This is a genomic window from Tardiphaga sp. (assembly GCF_028290495.1).
Lineage (GTDB): Bacteria > Pseudomonadota > Alphaproteobacteria > Rhizobiales > Xanthobacteraceae > Tardiphaga.
Genome location: NZ_JAQGJT010000133.1, coordinates 32,350 through 47,977, shown reverse-complemented (window position 1 = coordinate 47,977; position 15,628 = coordinate 32,350). Strand labels below are relative to the sequence as shown.

General features: G+C 61.6%; 13 protein-coding genes. 5 read left to right on the top strand and 8 right to left on the bottom strand.

Features of this window, described 5'->3' with window-relative positions:
• Positions 1 to 137 precede the first annotated feature (137 nt).
• Positions 138 to 2,114: a carbohydrate porin gene (locus tag JWQ24_RS19945; protein WP_299811812.1), complete on the top strand. Its 1,977-nt coding sequence runs from the start codon at positions 138 to 140 to the stop codon at positions 2,112 to 2,114.
• A gap of 85 nt (positions 2,115 to 2,199) precedes the next feature.
• On the opposite strand, the gene JWQ24_RS19940 is transcribed toward JWQ24_RS19945, so the two are convergent.
• From JWQ24_RS19940 to JWQ24_RS19925, 4 genes are read right to left on the bottom strand one after another with little or no spacing between them, the layout of a single operon-like run.
• On the bottom strand, positions 2,200 to 2,613 hold the full coding sequence (locus tag JWQ24_RS19940; protein ID WP_299811811.1) for a Rieske (2Fe-2S) protein: 414 nt from the start codon (positions 2,611 to 2,613) through the stop codon (positions 2,200 to 2,202).
• Position 2,614: 1 nt separating this feature from the next.
• A complete protein-coding gene (locus tag JWQ24_RS19935; RefSeq protein WP_299811809.1) occupies positions 2,615 to 3,718 on the bottom strand; it encodes an amidohydrolase family protein in 1,104 nt (367 codons plus the stop codon).
• A gap of 1 nt (position 3,719) precedes the next feature.
• Positions 3,720 to 4,772 carry an amidohydrolase family protein gene (locus JWQ24_RS19930; protein ID WP_299811807.1) on the bottom strand — a complete coding sequence of 351 codons (1,053 nt, stop codon included), beginning with the start codon at positions 4,770 to 4,772 and terminating at the stop codon, positions 3,720 to 3,722.
• Between the two features lie 34 nt (positions 4,773 to 4,806).
• The gene (locus JWQ24_RS19925; RefSeq protein ID WP_299811805.1) at positions 4,807 to 5,778 is read right to left on the bottom strand and encodes a tripartite tricarboxylate transporter substrate binding protein; all 972 of its coding nucleotides are present in this window, start codon (positions 5,776 to 5,778) and stop codon (positions 4,807 to 4,809) included.
• Positions 5,779 to 5,860: 82 nt separating this feature from the next.
• Between JWQ24_RS19925 and JWQ24_RS19920 the strand changes: the two genes are divergently transcribed.
• Positions 5,861 to 6,658, top strand: coding sequence for an IclR family transcriptional regulator C-terminal domain-containing protein (locus tag JWQ24_RS19920; RefSeq protein WP_299811803.1), 798 nt, complete (start codon positions 5,861 to 5,863; stop codon positions 6,656 to 6,658).
• Between the two features lie 102 nt (positions 6,659 to 6,760).
• On the opposite strand, the gene JWQ24_RS19915 is transcribed toward JWQ24_RS19920, so the two are convergent.
• Together JWQ24_RS19915 and JWQ24_RS19910 are read right to left on the bottom strand one after the other, a co-directional pair.
• A complete protein-coding gene (locus tag JWQ24_RS19915) occupies positions 6,761 to 8,389 on the bottom strand; it encodes an FMN-binding glutamate synthase family protein (protein ID WP_299811801.1) in 1,629 nt (542 codons plus the stop codon).
• Between the two features lie 139 nt (positions 8,390 to 8,528).
• A complete protein-coding gene (locus tag JWQ24_RS19910) occupies positions 8,529 to 9,302 on the bottom strand; it encodes a ferredoxin--NADP reductase (RefSeq protein WP_299811799.1) in 774 nt (257 codons plus the stop codon).
• A gap of 378 nt (positions 9,303 to 9,680) precedes the next feature.
• On the opposite strand from JWQ24_RS19910, the gene JWQ24_RS19905 reads away from it, so the two are divergent.
• Together JWQ24_RS19905 and JWQ24_RS19900 are read left to right on the top strand one after the other, a co-directional pair.
• Positions 9,681 to 10,691 carry a hypothetical protein gene (locus JWQ24_RS19905; protein ID WP_299811796.1) on the top strand — a complete coding sequence of 337 codons (1,011 nt, stop codon included), beginning with the start codon at positions 9,681 to 9,683 and terminating at the stop codon, positions 10,689 to 10,691.
• Positions 10,684 to 11,994, top strand: coding sequence for a cyanophycin synthetase (locus tag JWQ24_RS19900; protein WP_299811794.1), 1,311 nt, complete (start codon positions 10,684 to 10,686; stop codon positions 11,992 to 11,994). The genes JWQ24_RS19905 and JWQ24_RS19900 overlap by 8 nt, the downstream gene beginning before the upstream one ends.
• Positions 11,995 to 12,136: 142 nt before the next feature.
• On the opposite strand, the gene JWQ24_RS19895 is transcribed toward JWQ24_RS19900, so the two are convergent.
• Together JWQ24_RS19895 and JWQ24_RS19890 are read right to left on the bottom strand one after the other, a co-directional pair.
• Positions 12,137 to 13,057, bottom strand: coding sequence for an amino acid ABC transporter substrate-binding protein (locus JWQ24_RS19895; protein WP_299811792.1), 921 nt, complete (start codon positions 13,055 to 13,057; stop codon positions 12,137 to 12,139).
• A gap of 6 nt (positions 13,058 to 13,063) precedes the next feature.
• Positions 13,064 to 14,359, bottom strand: coding sequence for a dicarboxylate/amino acid:cation symporter (locus JWQ24_RS19890; protein ID WP_299811790.1), 1,296 nt, complete (start codon positions 14,357 to 14,359; stop codon positions 13,064 to 13,066).
• Positions 14,360 to 14,591: 232 nt separating this feature from the next.
• Here JWQ24_RS19890 and JWQ24_RS19885 point away from each other — a divergent pair, with 232 nt between their 5' ends.
• A complete protein-coding gene (locus tag JWQ24_RS19885) occupies positions 14,592 to 15,593 on the top strand; it encodes an NADP-dependent oxidoreductase (protein WP_299811788.1) in 1,002 nt (333 codons plus the stop codon).
• The last annotated feature ends 35 nt before the right edge of the window (positions 15,594 to 15,628 follow it).

The window sequence follows — 15,628 nt, the reverse complement described above, 5'->3', positions numbered from 1 at the left end:
CGCGATTGCGCTTAAATGGCGCCGTTACCGCCGAATCGGCTGATTTTGGATTATCAAGCCATTGACGGCAGGCGTCGGCGAAGGGCCGCAGGGGATAACGACCGAATGAACTGCCCGGCCTCCATGCGAAAACTGCCATGAAGCGCACTTTGGCCGGCCTCGCGCTGGGCGCGCTGACGTGGAACGGCGCTGCGGTCGCAGCGGATCTCCGGCTGAAGGCGCCGCGCGCCCAGCCGGCCTATGACTGGAGCGGTTTCTATCTCGGCGGCCATTTCGGCTATGGCGGCGGCACCTTTGGCCCCGGCACCAACGCGCTGCCGGCGCAAGGCGTGGTGTTGCCGCCGACGCCGACCGGCCTGATCGGCGGCTACCAGATCGGCTATAACTGGCAGCTTGCCAACCGCCTCGTGCTCGGCGTCGAGGCCGACGCCAGCTTCATCAGCCCGGTCGACCAGGCGAAACTGACACCCGCGGCGTTCGACACTACGCTCAATTATTTCGCCACCGCACGCGGCCGCATCGGCTACGCCTTCGGCGCGCTGATGCCCTATGCCACGGGCGGCATGGCGTGGGGACGCAGCAAACTCACGCTCAACGATGCCGACGGCGCTGCGATCTCGTCGGCATCGCGCGATCATCTCGGCTGGACCGCCGGCGCCGGCGTCGAATTCGCCGTCGGCGGCAACTGGACCGCCAAGGTCGAATACGCCTATCTCGATCTGATGCGGCAGGGCTATGACCTCGCCGGCAGCGGCCTGCCGAATGTCGCGGTCGATCCGACGATCCACACGCTCAAGGTCGGGCTGAACTACCGACTTGGCGGCACGCCGCCATGGCTGCCGTCGCAGCCGATCGCGAGGGCGTCGCTGCCGCAATCAACCGACTGGAACATCCACGCCCAGACCACCGCGATCGCCACCGGCTATCCCGGCTTTCGCTCACCGTATCAGGGCACGAACAGCCTGACCGGCGGCGCGCAGGCGCGCGAGACCTTCACGACCACGGCGTTTCTCGGCTTCCGGCTGTGGCAGGGCGGCGAGTTCTATTTCAACCCCGAACTGGCGCAGGGCTTCGGCTTCGACGGCACGCTCGGCCTCGCCGGCTTCCCGAATGGCGAAGCGCAGAAGGCCGGCGGCACCTATCCGAAAATTCGCCCGCAGCGTTATTTCTTCCGCCAGACGCTCGGCTTCGGCGGCGAGCAGGAAGACGTGGCGGACGCCGCCAACCAGCTCGCCGGCAAACGCGACATCGACCGCATCACCCTGACGGTCGGCCGTTTTGCGGTCGGCGATTTCTTCGACAACAATTCCTACGCCAAGGACCCGCGCGCGGATTTCATGAACTGGGCGATGTGGTCATCGGGCGCCTATGATTTCCCGGCCGACCTGCCCGGCTTCACGCGCGGCGCGGTGGTCGAACTGAACCGCAAGGACTGGGCGTTGCGCGCCGGCCTGTTCCAGGTGCCGTCAGCGCCCAACAGCGACATCCTCACCTTCAACACCGGCGGCACCGTGGTCGAGTTCGAGGAGCGGCATCAGATCTTCGACCAGCCCGGCAAGCTACGCCTCGGTCTCTTCGCCAACCGCGGCAATACCGCCAACTATCGCAGCGCGCTGGCGACACTCGCCGCCGATCCCACGCTGGATATCAACCAGATCGTCCCCGGCATCCGCAGCGACAATCTGAAGTACGGTTTCTATCTGAACGGCGAACAGCAGATCGCCACCGATATCGGCCTATTCGGCCGCTATAGCTGGAACGACGGCCAGAACGAGATTTTGTCGTTCACCGACATCGACCGCAGCGTTTCCGCCGGCGTCTCGATCAAGGGCAGCCGATGGGGCCGCACCAACGACACGATCGGCCTTGGCGGCGCGATCAACGGCCTCTCCGCCGCGCATCGCGACTTCCTCGCCGCCGGCGGCAACGGACTTCTGATCGGCGATGGTCGTCTCACTTACGGCACCGAACGGATACTCGAGAGCTATTACGCCTACGCCATCGACAAGAACTTTACGCTGACCGGCGACTACCAACTGATCGTGAACCCCGCTTACAACCGGGACCGCGGACCGGTGTCGGTGTTTTCCGGAAGGTTGCACGGCGAGTTCTAGGCTCACGCAACCATGCCGTCGTCAGCGTCGTAACCGGGGCGCGTCAACAAGGCTCCATAAGGCCGATGCCAACGCGCTGGAATCGCTACATCTCGACAAAGACAACAGCTTCTTCGACGACGACCGGAAAAGTCTCCGCCATCAAATCCCCCTCGACGCGTTCGCCGCAGGCGTCGACGCTTGTCTTGTATGATCTCGTGAACAGCCGGCGGGGATCACAGACTGATTTGCCCGTTTTCAGATCGAATTCCCATCCATGCCAGGGACAACGCAGAACCTCACCGGGCCGCGAAAGTTCGTAGCATCCCGGCGCGCTCGATTCCGGCAGGCCAGTCAGGATACCGCGGCTCAAATTTGCACCTTCGTGCGGGCATCGGTTCGACAGGGCATAGAACTCGCCGCGCACATTGAAGACAGCGACCTCTCGTCCTCGAACGATCACGATTTTATTTGTCCCCGGAGGGATTTCCCCGACCAGGCCAACTCTTTCTCGATGCATATCAGAACCTGTAAAATTGTTCCGCGTTCTCGCGACAAATCTGGCGGCGCTCGTCGGCCGTAAGCGGCATCTTGAATGCGTATAAAGGATCGTCCTGATCCCAATGCGGATAGTCGGTCGAGAACAGCAGCCGGTCCCATCCCACCAGATCGAATGTCAGCCGAAGCTGTTTCGACTGCGGCGGTTCTTCCATCGGCTGGGTCGTGTACCAGAAGTTTCGCTTGATATATTCCGACGGTGGGCGCGTGAGATGCGGCACTTCGCGCTTCATCGTTGACCACAGCCGATCAAGTCGCCACGCGAAGCTCGGGACCCAGGCAAAGCCGATTTCGACGAGCACCACCCTGAGCGCAGGAAATCTTTCGAGTACGCCTTCCATCACCAGACTGCTCATCACAGCCGGACCACCCATCGTCGTGGCGTAGTGCTCTTCCATGTAGAACGAGGGCCACCCTCCTCCCGTCGAGGCATGACCACCGATGCCATAGGAGTGTATGCCGAGCGGCAGATTGAAAGCCTGCGCGGCTTCATAGATCGGCCAGTATCGTTCTCTGCCAAGCGGCTCGCTGCTTCGTGGGGCCAGCATGATCTGAACAAAGCGACCATCCTTCGCGCAGCGCTCTATCTCCTTGACGGCTGACGCGGGATCGTCCTGAGCCACGACAAGCGTCGCGCGCAATCTCGCGTCACGGTCGCACCATTCCGCAATCTGCCAGTCGTTTTGGGCCCGGGCAAGCGCGCGCGCGTAGTCCAGATTTCGTTCACTGGAAACGTTCCCGAACAGCGGGATCAGAATCCCTTTCAGAACCTTAAAAGGATCGAGATGCTGCTCCTGCATGAATTCGAGATCGGACCCTGGAGGACCCCCTCCCGGGGGCCACGCATCTCTGCGGCAGATGAGAGGCGCCGAACGGGGATACTGCGTCGAATTAATGAACGGCTGCCTGAGATGCCCTCCAAACTCCTCGCTGTGTTCCTGCCAGCGCTTCGAAAGAAATGGATTGAGGCTCTTGGCGTTCTTCGGCAGGGGGTGGATGTCGCAATCGATAATGCCGGCATCACTCCTTGCCGGAACACTCTTTTGCCCGCTCTCAATGACACTCATGTCAAACCTCCCGCAATCGAGCGTAGGTGTTCATCGGGTTCTCCGTTCGGAGCCTGTTCATGAGATCCGCACCGAAGCCTTCCGGAGCAAAGTTGGCGCCGTCGAAATGCCAATGGGGATAGTCAGTCGAGAAGAGCAGCATATCTTCGCCGATCTGATCGATCATGTCGCGAACGATCTGCGGATCGTTCGGACCGTCGAAAGGCTGCATCGTCAACCGAACCCGTTGCCTTACGGTCTCGCTCGGCGCGCATTTCAACCAAGGCACCTCCATCCGCAGTCCCCGCCACAACTTGTCAATGCGCCAGAGAAACGAAGGAAGCCACGTCACGCCCGACTCAAGAAGAACGACGTTCAAATTTGGAAATTTCTCAAACACGCCTTCCGAAATCAGACTGAGAAGCTGCGTCTGAAATCCGACGCTTTGTGCGACCTGATCCTCAATGTGGTATGATGGCCAGCCGTTGGTCCAGGGCGCGGAGCGATAGATCGTGCCCGCGTGAATTCCAATGGGAAGACCGTGTTTTTCCGCAGCAGCGTAGATCGGCCACATCTGTCGCTTGCCGAGCGGCATCTCGCCGAGAGCCATCATCAGCACCTGAACGAAGCGCCGATCCGGCGCACGCCGCTCGATTTCCTCCGCCGCAAGTTCGGGGGACTGCCACGGAATCACGATCGATGCGCGGAAGCGATCGTCTTTGTTCAGCCACTCTGCAATCAGCCAGTCATTGGTGGCGCGACAGAGCGCGGCGGCAAGATCCTGGTTGTAGACCGCCTGACTGCCATAAAGACAATTGCAGATGGCGATATCCGTGCCCATCTCATCAAGCGCCTTCGTCTGCACCTGCTCAAGATCGATGGCGCCCCGCCAGTCGGGCCGAACAGCGGCCGGGATGTTCGACAGATCGCTCGTCAATTCAAGCCGGTCGATGCCCCGGGTTGTCACTTGCTCGTGCCAATAACTGTCGAGAAACGGCAGCAGTTTCTGCGTTGTCGGCAAGGTGATATGCAGATCGCAGTCTATCTTCGGCGACTGGCTCAATGGTTGCAGCAACGGGACCGCTCCTTTTCGTTAACGCGATACACAGTCAGTCGACGCTGATTCCAGCAGCACGGATGGTCTTGCCCCACTTGTCGGTCTCGCTGCGTATGAACGCCGCAAATTCCTCGGGGGTTGAACCGATGGGTTCGGCGGCCTGTTTTGCAAATGCCTCCTGCATGTCCGGCGATTTGATCGCCTTCACGATCGAGGCGTTCAGCTTCGCGATGACAGCAGGCGGCGTACCGGCGGGCACGACAATGCCGGTCCAGCCCGTCGCCTCGTATTCAGGCAATCCGCTTTCGGCGAGAGTCGGAATGTTGGGAAGCAGGGGCGACCTCTTTTTGCCTGTTACGGCCAGGGCCCGAACCTTTCCTCCCTCGACCAGCGGCATCGTCGTGATCATCGAATCGAACATCAGCTGTACATGGCCGCCCATGAGGTCGTTCAATGCCGGCGCGCTGCCCTTGTAGGGAATATGCGGCGCATCGATATTGGCCTGCTTGACGAACAGCTCACCCGACAGATGCATCGACGTTCCGTTCCCGCCCGATGCACGGTTCAACTTGCCGGGATTTTTCCTGGCATATTCAATCAGTTCCTTCACGGAATGCACCGGAAGATCCGGATTGACGACAAGCATCAAGGGATACTGAACCACCAGCGAAACCGGCGCGAAATCCTTGATCGGGTCAAAGGGCAGCTTCTTGAAAAGCGTCTGGTTGATCGCATGCGTGCCGGTTGTCGCAAGCAGCAAGGTGTATCCGTCTGGCTCGCTCTTCGCCACATACTCGGCGCCGAGGTTATTGCCTGCGCCCGGACGCGGCTCGACGACCACCGGCTGCCCCAGCGACACCTGCATTTTCTCGGCCAGCAGTTGCGCCGTGATGTGCGTGGGACCTCCCGCCGCAGCGGGAACCACGATCTTGACCTGCCGAGTCGGGAAGTCCTGCGCGAGCGCCACTTCGGCAGCACCGCAAAAAACAGCAGCCATCAGTCCAAAAAATTGGCGCGGTCGCATGGCATTTCCCCCTTGTTCGATTGTCGAACTTATTGTCTATTATCGAACACGCTATCACGGCCGTTTTTAGATTGGCAACCCCATGCTCACGCTCGACGAACAATGGACTGACATAACGCGCTGGCCTTCCGGCAGCGACGAATTCGTCGAATCCTTTGCCAAGGGCCTTCTGGTCATCGCGACATTCAGCCAGGAGCGCACGCTGACGCTCACCGGCGTTTCAAAACGTGCGAACCTGTCTCGCGCAGGCGCCAGGCGGTTGCTTCACACGCTTGTTGAGCTCGGCATGGCCCGACGGGATGGCGACGCCTTCTCGCTCTCGCCGCGCGTGCTTCAGCTCGGCTTTGCCTATCTTTCGTCGCTGTCGTTGAGAGAAGCCGCGCAGCCAATCATCGAGATCCTGTCGCGCGAGGCAAATGAGGTCGTGGCCATTTCCGTGCTCGACGGAATAAATGTGACCTACATCACCCGCGCGGAAGTCACGAGCGTGCTGCGCCACAGCCTGACGATTGGAAGCCGCATTCCTGCTTTCTGCACATCCATGGGCCGGGCCTTGCTGGCAGGACTCCCCCCCGAGGAATGCACGGCCACTTTGGCCGCGTCCGATCGACGCGCATGGACACGTTTGACGGTTACGGACATTTCGGAACTTGAACGCGAAATCGCAACTGTTCGCGAGCAGGGCTGGAGTCTCGTAACCGAAGAGCTCGAGATAGGTGCGTTTGGTATCGCCGCCCCGATCCGCGACGCAGCTGGCAAGACCGTTGCAGCCATCAACCTATCGACAAACCTCGCCCGCCATACGCCGGCTGAACTTGTACAGAGTTTTCTGCCGCAGCTCATCAAGGCTTCCGAGCAGATAGGAAGCCATCTGGTTTGATAGGCCCGTTTCAGAAAGGCCGGACGAGCCTTCGGAGTCGCTAGCTGCTTGACCGCCCTTCGGACCGAAGTGACGGAAGCTACGGAAAAGCTCAAACGTCTATTACGCCACCGCCGGCGCGAACGTATCCGCCCTTGCCATGTCCCAGGGCCCGCGGAAGCGCAGGTCGGAGGTGCCGCTCAACAATTCGCCGGGACGCAGCGACGGATAGAGGTGTGTGAAGGACAGCACCTCGGCACCAGAGACGCGATGCGAGAAGTGGATCGGCCGGATCTGCTGCGGATGGTCGAGACCGGCGGCGGCGATCAACTCGGCCAATGCGTGCAGCGTGGCCTTATGATAATTCGTGACCCGCTCGGCCTTCAACGGCACCACCAACGCGCGGCTGCGGATCGGGTCCTGCGTGGTGACGCCGGTCGGGCAGCGGTCGGTGTGACAGCTCAGCGACTGGATGCAGCCCAGCGAGAACATGAAGCCGCGCGCCGAATTGCACCAGTCCGCGCCCAGCGCCATCGCCCGCGCGATATCGAAGGCGGTCGCGATCTTGCCGGCGGCGCCGATCTTGATGCGGTCGCGAGCGCCGATGCCGACCAGCGCGTTGTGCACGAAGTTGACGCCCTCCCGCATCGGCATGCCCAGATGGTCCATGAACTCCAAGGGGGCAGCACCTGTGCCGCCTTCGTTGCCGTCAACGACGATGAAGTCCGGATAGATCCCGGTCTGCAGCATCGCCTTGCAGATCGCGAGGAATTCCCAGGGGTGGCCGATGCACAGCTTGAACCCGGCCGGCTTGCCGCCGGACAGCCGCCGCATCTCGCCGATGAATTCCATCATCTCGAGTGGTGTCGAGAACGCCTTGTGATAGGCCGGCGAAATGCAGTCCTCGCCCATGCCGACACCGCGAATCCGCGAGATTTCCTCAGACACTTTCGCCGCCGGCAGCACGCCGCCGTGGCCGGGCTTGGCGCCCTGGCTGATCTTCAGCTCGACCATCTTGACCTGGTCGTCGGTAGCGCGGGCTGCGAAATGCTGCGGGTTGAAACTGCCGTCATGGTTGCGGCAGCCGAAATAGCCGGAGCCGATTTCCCAGATCAGGTCGCCGCCATTCTCCTGGTGATAGGGGCTGATGCCGCCTTCGCCGGTGTCATGGGCAAAGCCGCCCTTCTTCGCGCCGATATTGAGCGCGCGCACCGCGTTGGGGCTGAGCGCGCCAAAACTCATTGCGGAGATGTTGAACACCGAGGCTGAATACGGCTTGGTGCAATCCGGCCCACCAATGGTGATGCGGAAGTGCTCTTCGGCCTGCGGCTTCGGCGCCACCGAATGGTGCATCCATTCGTAGCCCTCTTCATAGACATTCTTCTGGGTGCCGAACGGGCGCTTGTCGAGCACCATCTTGGCGCGCTGATAGACCAGCGCGCGGGTGTCGCGGCTGAACGGCATGCCGTCCTTTTCGCTCTCGAAAAAATACTGCCGCATCTCGGGCCGGATCTCTTCCAGCAGGAAACGCATATGCGCCGAGATCGGATAGTTACGCAGCACCGCATGATCTTTTTGCAGGAGATCGTGGATGCCGAGCACGCTGAGCCCACCGAACACCAGGATCGGGATCACCACCACGTTGATCACCCGGTGGTCGGTGATGGCAATGCCGAGCAGCAGCAGCGTGGCGACGCAGCAGATCGTCAGCACGATGAAACGCGGCGAAATGGGCAGCAATAGCGTTTCCATGGGTCCCTGCTCTGAAATGGCTTCAGCGGTAGTTTACACCATTTCCAATAACAGGGGCATCACAACGCGCCGCGCCGGAACGACAAAACCCGCGCCGAAGCGCGGGTTTTGCGATGCGAAACGATCGGGGTGCCGGCGCTTAGCGCTCGACGAAGGCCTTCTCGATGACGAAATGGCCGGGGGTGCTGGTGCTGCCTTCGGTAAACCCCCGGGCTTCGAACAGCACCTTGAGGTCTTCCAGCATATGCGGGCTGCCGCACATCATGATGCGGTCGCCCTCGATGTTCAGCGGCGGCAGGCCGATGTCGTTGAACAGCTGCTCGGATGTGATCAGGTCGGTGATGCGGCCACGGTTGCGGAACGGCTCGCGCGTCACGGTCGGGTAATAGATGAACTTGTCCTTCATCAGTTCGCCGAACAGCTCATCCTTGGTCAGCGTATCGACCAGTTGCTCGCCATAGGCCAGCTCGGACACCTGACGGCAACCATGCACCAGCACGACGTGGTCGTACTTGTCGTAAATCTCGGGATCCTTGATCAGGCTGGCGAACGGCGCGAGGCCGGTGCCGGTCGACAGCAGCAGCAGGCGCTTGCCGGGGATCAGGTTGTCGTTGATCAGCGTGCCGACCGCCTTGCGGCCGACCAGGATAATATCGCCTTCCTTGATCTTCTGCAGGCGCGAGGTCAGCGGACCGTTGGGGACCTTGATACTGAAGAATTCCAGCCCTTCCTCATGGTTGGCGCTAGCCATGCTGTAGGCGCGCAGCAGCGGCTTGCCATCAACCTCGAGCCCGATCATCGCAAACTGGCCGTTCTGAAAACGGAAGCTGGCATCGCGGGTCGCGGTGAAGCTGAAAAGCGTGTCCGTCCAATGCTTGACGGTAAGAACTGTCTCTCGATGGAAGGCGCTCATGAGATCTGATTTTTCCAGTGCGGGCTTCTGTAGAACAATTGCATCGTTCAACGGCATCGCGACGTCGGGAAACCCCTGCATACGTTAGCTATTTCGGATTTCTCGCATCTGCGAGTTGACAAATAATCAAAGAACCCTTGCAGCGCAATTGCGGACTCAGAGAGGCGCCCGATTAATTTCAGAAGCAGGTTACCCATGCGCGGCCCTGCTTACGCCACGGGACATAAAATAACTCTTACGGCAACAAAAATGACCATTCATTGCCCGCCGATGCGATAAACGCCTGGTAGATCGCCCTCGATTGATCCGCTACCCTGCCACGCGCTTACCTGAAGCCGCGGCGAAGCGCCGCCCGTCCATTCGCGCAGATCATAACTCATGCCGACCCTCACCGATTTCCGGGCTGCCCGGCTCCCGTTTTATCCCGACCAGACGATCTATGCGGAATATGCCTGCCACGCGTTCGGGCTGGATTTCACGGAAATGGACGGCGGCACCGGGCTGGCTTTCACGGTCGGCTCGCGCAGCAGAACGGTCGCCTTCGGCGCCGGCCGGGGCTCGTTCTTCCCGCAGAACAACGCCACCGCGGCGACGCTGGCAAACGACAAGTATCTGGCCGATGTGGTGATGATCAAAGCCGGCATCGCGACGCTGGGCGGGCAGTATTTCTTCCTGCACGAGCGCTACCGCGCGCATCGTCCGCCCGGCCATGAGCGCGCCGACGCGCTGGCCTGTTTCCACGAACTGGGAGGCATGGCGTTCGTCAAACCGTTGGCCGGATCGCGCGGCGACTTCGCGCAGACGATCTCCAGCGAGCCTGCGCTCGCGGCCTATCTCGACGAGGTCGCCCGCTACTACGACGCCGTGCTGATGCAGCCGGTGTTCGCGGGAAAGGAATACCGCGTCTTCCTGCTCGACGGCGAGGTCGTATTCTCCGCACGGAAATGGCAACCGGCGCTGCTCGGCGACGGCGTCCGCACCATCCGCGAACTGTACGGTGCCGATGCAAAAGCGCTGGAACTGCGCGGCATCTCATCGGTTCCTTCCGCGATCGGCGGCGATGATCTGCTCGACCACGTGTTGCCGGACGGCGTGCGGTGGACCATATCCGGCCGCATGAATCGGAGCGCCGGTGGCAGCATGCAGTTCGCCGAACCAGACCATGCGCAGGCCGCCTTCACGCTGGCGCAGCGCGCCGCGAGCGCCCTCGGGCTGCGCGCCGCCGCCGTCGACCTGTTTGCGGATATCGCAGACGATCCGAATGATGTGCGCGTGATCGAAGTCAACGCCAATCCCTCAATCCGCTTTCTGGAGGACAGTGGCCGCGACGATTTGATCCTCAAGATATGGCGCCACACGTTGTATTCGATCGGACTGCTCGATGTTTAATCTGCCGAAATACGGCGAAGGCGTTTGCCTGACGCGGCTCGCGGCCCTGCTCGACGCGCTGTCGATCGACCGCGCGCGACTGCAGCGCAACTCGGTCGTCGTCACCGGCTCCAACGGCAAGGGCTCGACCGCGGCCTTCGCCGCCTCGATCGGCCACGCCGCGGGGCTGCGCACCGGACTGTTCACGTCGCCGCATCTGTACCGCTTCAACGAGCGCTTCCGGATCGACGGGGAGGAGATTGGCGACGACGCGCTGGCCGACCTGGTGCTTCGCGTCGCAACCGCCATCGCCGATCTCGCCATGCATGGCGTGACGGAGATCTTCGGCGCGTTCGAAGCGCAGTTCGCGCTGGCCTGCCTGCATTTCCAGGAATCGGACTGCGACTTCGCGGTGTTCGAGGCCGGCATCGGCGGCCGCTACGATCCGGTGCGACTGGTCGGCGCGAAAGTGACCTGTGTCACCTCGGTAGATTACGAGCACGTCCACCTGCTCGGCAACACGCTGGAGCTGATCGCCTCCGACAAGAGCGACGCCTGCGCGGCCGGCGGCACCATCATCTACGGCGAGAACTGCCGGCCGCTGCAGCAGCACCTCGCCGAATACAACCGGCCGCGCCACGTCTCCGGCACTTATGTCCGCGACGACATCGTGATCGACAACGAGGCGATGGATACGACCCGGCAGCAATTCGATCTGCGGATTTCCGATCAGGCATTCAGCGGATTGGCCATGAGCCTGCTCGGCGATTTTCAATTCAACAATGCGGCGATCGCAGCGGGGCTGTTCGTGCAGTGGTCGGAACATGCGCGTCCCGATATCGCCCTCGACGCCGCGATCCGCGACGGCCTGCGCCAGACTCGTTGGCCGGGGCGCCTCGAAATCGTGCAGGGCGAACCGCTGATCGTGATCGATGTCGGCCATACGCCGGATGGCGTGTCGCAGGCGCTGCAAAGCCTGCGTGCGATTCATGGCGAAGGCGGCTGGTTGCTGGTGCTCGGTGTCTCCGGCGACAAGAGTGTCGAGGAGATAGCCAAACACCTCGCGCCTTCGTTCGACAGCATCATCTGCACATCAGCGCATCACAAGGGTGCTGATGCACGCGTCGTCGGCGCTGCTGCGCGCAAGGCCAACAGCAGCGCCAGAATCCACCTCGCCAACACCATCGAGGATGCGGTGCGTGTCAGCCAGCAACTGGCGCGCACGTCGGGGCAAAAGATCTACGTCGCCGGCGGCCTGTTCGTCGCGATCGAATACGCCACCGTGCTGCGCGGCGGAAACGCGAGCGAATTGCAGTTTTTTTGAAACTGTCATTCCGGATGCATTTCAGTCGGTGAAGCCGGTGGGAATGCAGACCCGGAATCCCGAAATGTTCGACCAGGCCATCTCGTGGTTCCGGGTTCGCGCGCGGCTGGCGCCGCGCCCGCCCCGGAATGGCAGCGGTAAATCAGTTCGTACCGCCCGCGGAATCGTCCAGCACCTTGAAGCTCTCCTCGAGCTGCGGCGAAATCGAAACGCCCATCCGTTCGCCGGTCGGCAGCCGGGCGACGAACCACTTGTTGTACAGCGGGATCAGATCGCGGTTGGAGCCGAGGCGACGGAAGGAGCGTTCGACGACGGCCGCAAGTTGCGGCTCGTCCTTGCGGAACATGATGCCGTAGGGATCGTAGGACAGATAGTCACCGACCACGCGGAATCTGTCCTGGGACTTGTGCCGCGCGATCAGGCCGGACAGCAGGATGTCATCGGTCGCAAACGCATCCGCCTTGCCGTCGACCAGCATCTGGTAGGACTGCTCGTGATCCGGCGAGACCACGATGTTGAGGCCGAGTTTGAACTTGTCATCGACCGTATGGATCGCCTGCTCGTTGGTGGTGCCCTTGGTGACCACGATGGTCTTGCCCTTGAAGTCGGTCGGCGCCACCGCCGTCGTCGTCTTCGTCACCATCAGCTTGGTGCCGGCGACGAACATCAGCGGCGAAAACGCCACCTGCTTGCGGCGCTCGGCATTCGCGGTGGTCGAGCCGCATTCGAGATCGATCTGGTTGTCGAGGATCGCCGGGATGCGACTTTCCGAGGTCACCTTGACGTATGTGATCTTGAGATCGGGATCATCGACCTCGACGCCGATGTCCTCAACGATCGCCTCGCACAGTTCAAGGCTGTAGCCGATCGGCCGGTTGGCGTGGTCGAGGAACGAGAACGGCGGCGAACTTTCGCGGTAGCCGAGCCGCACGGTGTGCGACTTCTTGATCGCCGCAAGCGTGGGGCTGAGCCCCTCGGCAACGGTCTGCGCGAAGGCCGCCGTGGTCAGCAGCAGGGCCGCCAGCGCGCCTGCCCCGATCGATCTCGTCACGATGCTGCGCATCTGCGATCATCCATGCCCGAGGGCGGGGATCTCACCGGGGATCATGTCGCCCGGAACCATATCGCCTCGTCCCAGCTCATGCTCCGGCGCCAGTTCGCCTTCCCATTTCGCCACCACGGCGGTCGCCAGCGAATTGCCGATCACATTGGTGGCGCTACGGCCCATATCAAGGAAAGTGTCGATGCCCATGATCATCAACAATCCCGCTTCCGGAATGTTGAACTGGCTGAGCGTCGAGGCGATCACCACGAGGGAGGCGCGCGGCACACCGGCGACGCCCTTCGAGGTGATCATCAGGGTCGCCAGCATCGCCAGCTGGGTGCCGAGCGACATCTCGATATGATAGGTCTGCGCAATGAAGATGCTGGCGAAAGTACAGTACATCATCGTGCCGTCGAGATTGAAGGAATAGCCCAGCGGCAGCACAAAGCTGGAGATCCGCGACGAGGCCCCGAACTTGTTCAGCCCCTCCAGCGTCTTGGGATAGGCGGCCTCCGAACTCGCCGTGGAGAAGGCGATCATCAGGGGCTCGCGGATCAGCCGCAACAGATGGCTGTAACGCGGCCCGATGACGATGAAACCGACCATCACGAGGATGCCCCACAGGATCATCAGCGAGAGATAGAACCCGCCCATGAACACGATCAGCTTCCACAGCACGCCGAGGCCGTTCTTGGCGACCGTCGCCATGATCGCGGCCCACACCGCCAGGGGCGCGAACAGCATTACATAGCCAGTGACCTTCAGCATGATGTGGCCGAGGTCGTCGATCAGCGCCAGCATCGGCTTGGAGCGTTCCGGCATCGCACCCATGGCGACGGCGAAGAACACCGCGAAGATCACGATCTGCAGGATCTCGTTCTGCGCCATCGCATCCGCGATCGAGGTCGGGATCAGGTGCGTCAGGAACTTCTCGATCGAGAAGGCCGATACCGGCAGGCCGGTGGACTGCCCCGCCGCCGGCAAGGTGCCGGGGAAATTCGCGCCGGGCTGCAACAGGTTGACCATTACCAGGCCAAGCAGCAGCGAGATGAACGACGCGCTGACGAACCAGCCCATCGTCTTGGCGAAAATGCGACCGAGCTTGGAACCGGACCCCATATGCGCGATGCCGCCGACCAGGGTGGCGAACACCAGAGGCGCGATGATCATCTTGATCAGCCGAAGGAACAGCATCGCGATCAGGTTGACGTTGGCCGCGATCTCTCCCCGGTTGTCGGGCAAATAGTTGAAGACCATCGTGCCCATCACGATGCCCAACGCCATAGCGATCAGAATATATTGCGTGAACCTGTTCGACATGCGGTCCCCATCCATTCAGACTGCGACACTAGGTCATCCCGGCTGCGTCAGTCTGTCATATTGAGTGGGACGCGCAACCAGCTTTGTCGCAATGCCTTGGTTCGGTATCAAATAGCCGTTGTGCAACGCTGCACTGCCACATAGCGTAGAGCGAACTACAAAAACTGTGCAGGCTGGTCATTTTCTGCCCTGTAACTGCACCAAAATTGAACAAGGAAACCGGGAGGAAGCCATGACGGCCACAATCAATCGCCAGGTGTTGCTGGTGGAAAAACCCAGCGGCAAGCTCGGCCCCGAGCACTTCAAACTGTCCGAAGGCAGCATTCCGGAACCGAAGGACGGCGAGGCGCTGCTGCGCGTGCGCTATATTTCACTGGATGCCGCCAACCGCGCCTGGATGCACGGCGCGACCTATCGCGCGGCGGTCGAGGCCAACACCGTGATGGCCGGCGGCGGCATCGCCGAAGTGATTGCCTCGAAGGCACCGGGGCTACAGGCCGGGGACATCGTATTCGGAGATACCGGCTGGCAGAACTATGCGGCGGTGCCGGCCAAGCACCTCAGCAAGATGCCGAAGCTCGAGCCGATGACGCATCTGCTCAGTATCTACGGTATTGCTGGCCTCACCGCTTATTTCGGATTGTTGGATGTCGGCAAACCGAAGGCGGGAGAGACCGTCGTCGTCTCCGCCGCCGCCGGATCGGTCGGCTCGATCGTCGGACAGATCGCCAAACTGAAGGGTTGCCGCGTGGTCGGCATCGCTGGCGGCAAGGATAAGTGCGACTGGCTGACGCGCGAACTCGGTTTCGACGCAGCAGTCGACTACAAGGACGGCGGCGTGTTCAAGGCGCTGAAGGCGGCAGTGCCTGATGGCATCGACGTTTATTTCGACAATGTCGGCGGCGACATTCTGGAAGCCTGCATCGCCCAGATGAACTTGCGCGGCCGGATCGCGTGCTGCGGCGCGATCTCGCAATATGACGGCGCGCCCTCGGCGACCGGCCCGCGCGGCGTGCCCGGCCTGATCGTGGTGAAGCGCCTGATCATGCAGGGCTTCATCGTGATGGATTACATGGAGCAACGCGATGCTGCGCTGAAGGACCTGCAGGCATGGGTCGCATCGGGCCAGATCAAGGTGCAGGAGGACGTCATCGACGGGCTCGAAAACACCCCGCAAGCGCTGATCGGCCTGCTCGCCGGCGAGAACCGCGGCAAGCGGATGATCAGGGTCTGAGTTCGAAGGGTGGGCAAAGCGCGCTTGCGCCGTGC

Bases quoted from the DNA above. Each gene is read 5' to 3' on its own strand.
- JWQ24_RS19945 (WP_299811812.1), top strand. From the start codon at position 138: ATGAAGCGCACTTTGGCCGGCCTCGCGCTGGGCGCGCTGACGTGGAAC.
- JWQ24_RS19940 (WP_299811811.1), bottom strand. From the start codon at position 2,613: ATGCATCGAGAAAGAGTTGGCCTGGTCGGGGAAATCCCTCCGGGGACA.
- JWQ24_RS19935 (WP_299811809.1), bottom strand. From the start codon at position 3,718: ATGAGTGTCATTGAGAGCGGGCAAAAGAGTGTTCCGGCAAGGAGTGAT.
- JWQ24_RS19925 (WP_299811805.1), bottom strand. From the start codon at position 5,778: ATGCGACCGCGCCAATTTTTTGGACTGATGGCTGCTGTTTTTTGCGGT.
- JWQ24_RS19920 (WP_299811803.1), top strand. From the start codon at position 5,861: ATGCTCACGCTCGACGAACAATGGACTGACATAACGCGCTGGCCTTCC.
- JWQ24_RS19915 (WP_299811801.1), bottom strand. From the start codon at position 8,389: ATGGAAACGCTATTGCTGCCCATTTCGCCGCGTTTCATCGTGCTGACG.
- JWQ24_RS19910 (WP_299811799.1), bottom strand. From the start codon at position 9,302: ATGAGCGCCTTCCATCGAGAGACAGTTCTTACCGTCAAGCATTGGACG.
- JWQ24_RS19905 (WP_299811796.1), top strand. From the start codon at position 9,681: ATGCCGACCCTCACCGATTTCCGGGCTGCCCGGCTCCCGTTTTATCCC.
- JWQ24_RS19900 (WP_299811794.1), top strand. From the start codon at position 10,684: ATGTTTAATCTGCCGAAATACGGCGAAGGCGTTTGCCTGACGCGGCTC.
- JWQ24_RS19895 (WP_299811792.1), bottom strand. From the start codon at position 13,057: ATGCGCAGCATCGTGACGAGATCGATCGGGGCAGGCGCGCTGGCGGCC.
- JWQ24_RS19890 (WP_299811790.1), bottom strand. From the start codon at position 14,359: ATGTCGAACAGGTTCACGCAATATATTCTGATCGCTATGGCGTTGGGC.
- JWQ24_RS19885 (WP_299811788.1), top strand. From the start codon at position 14,592: ATGACGGCCACAATCAATCGCCAGGTGTTGCTGGTGGAAAAACCCAGC.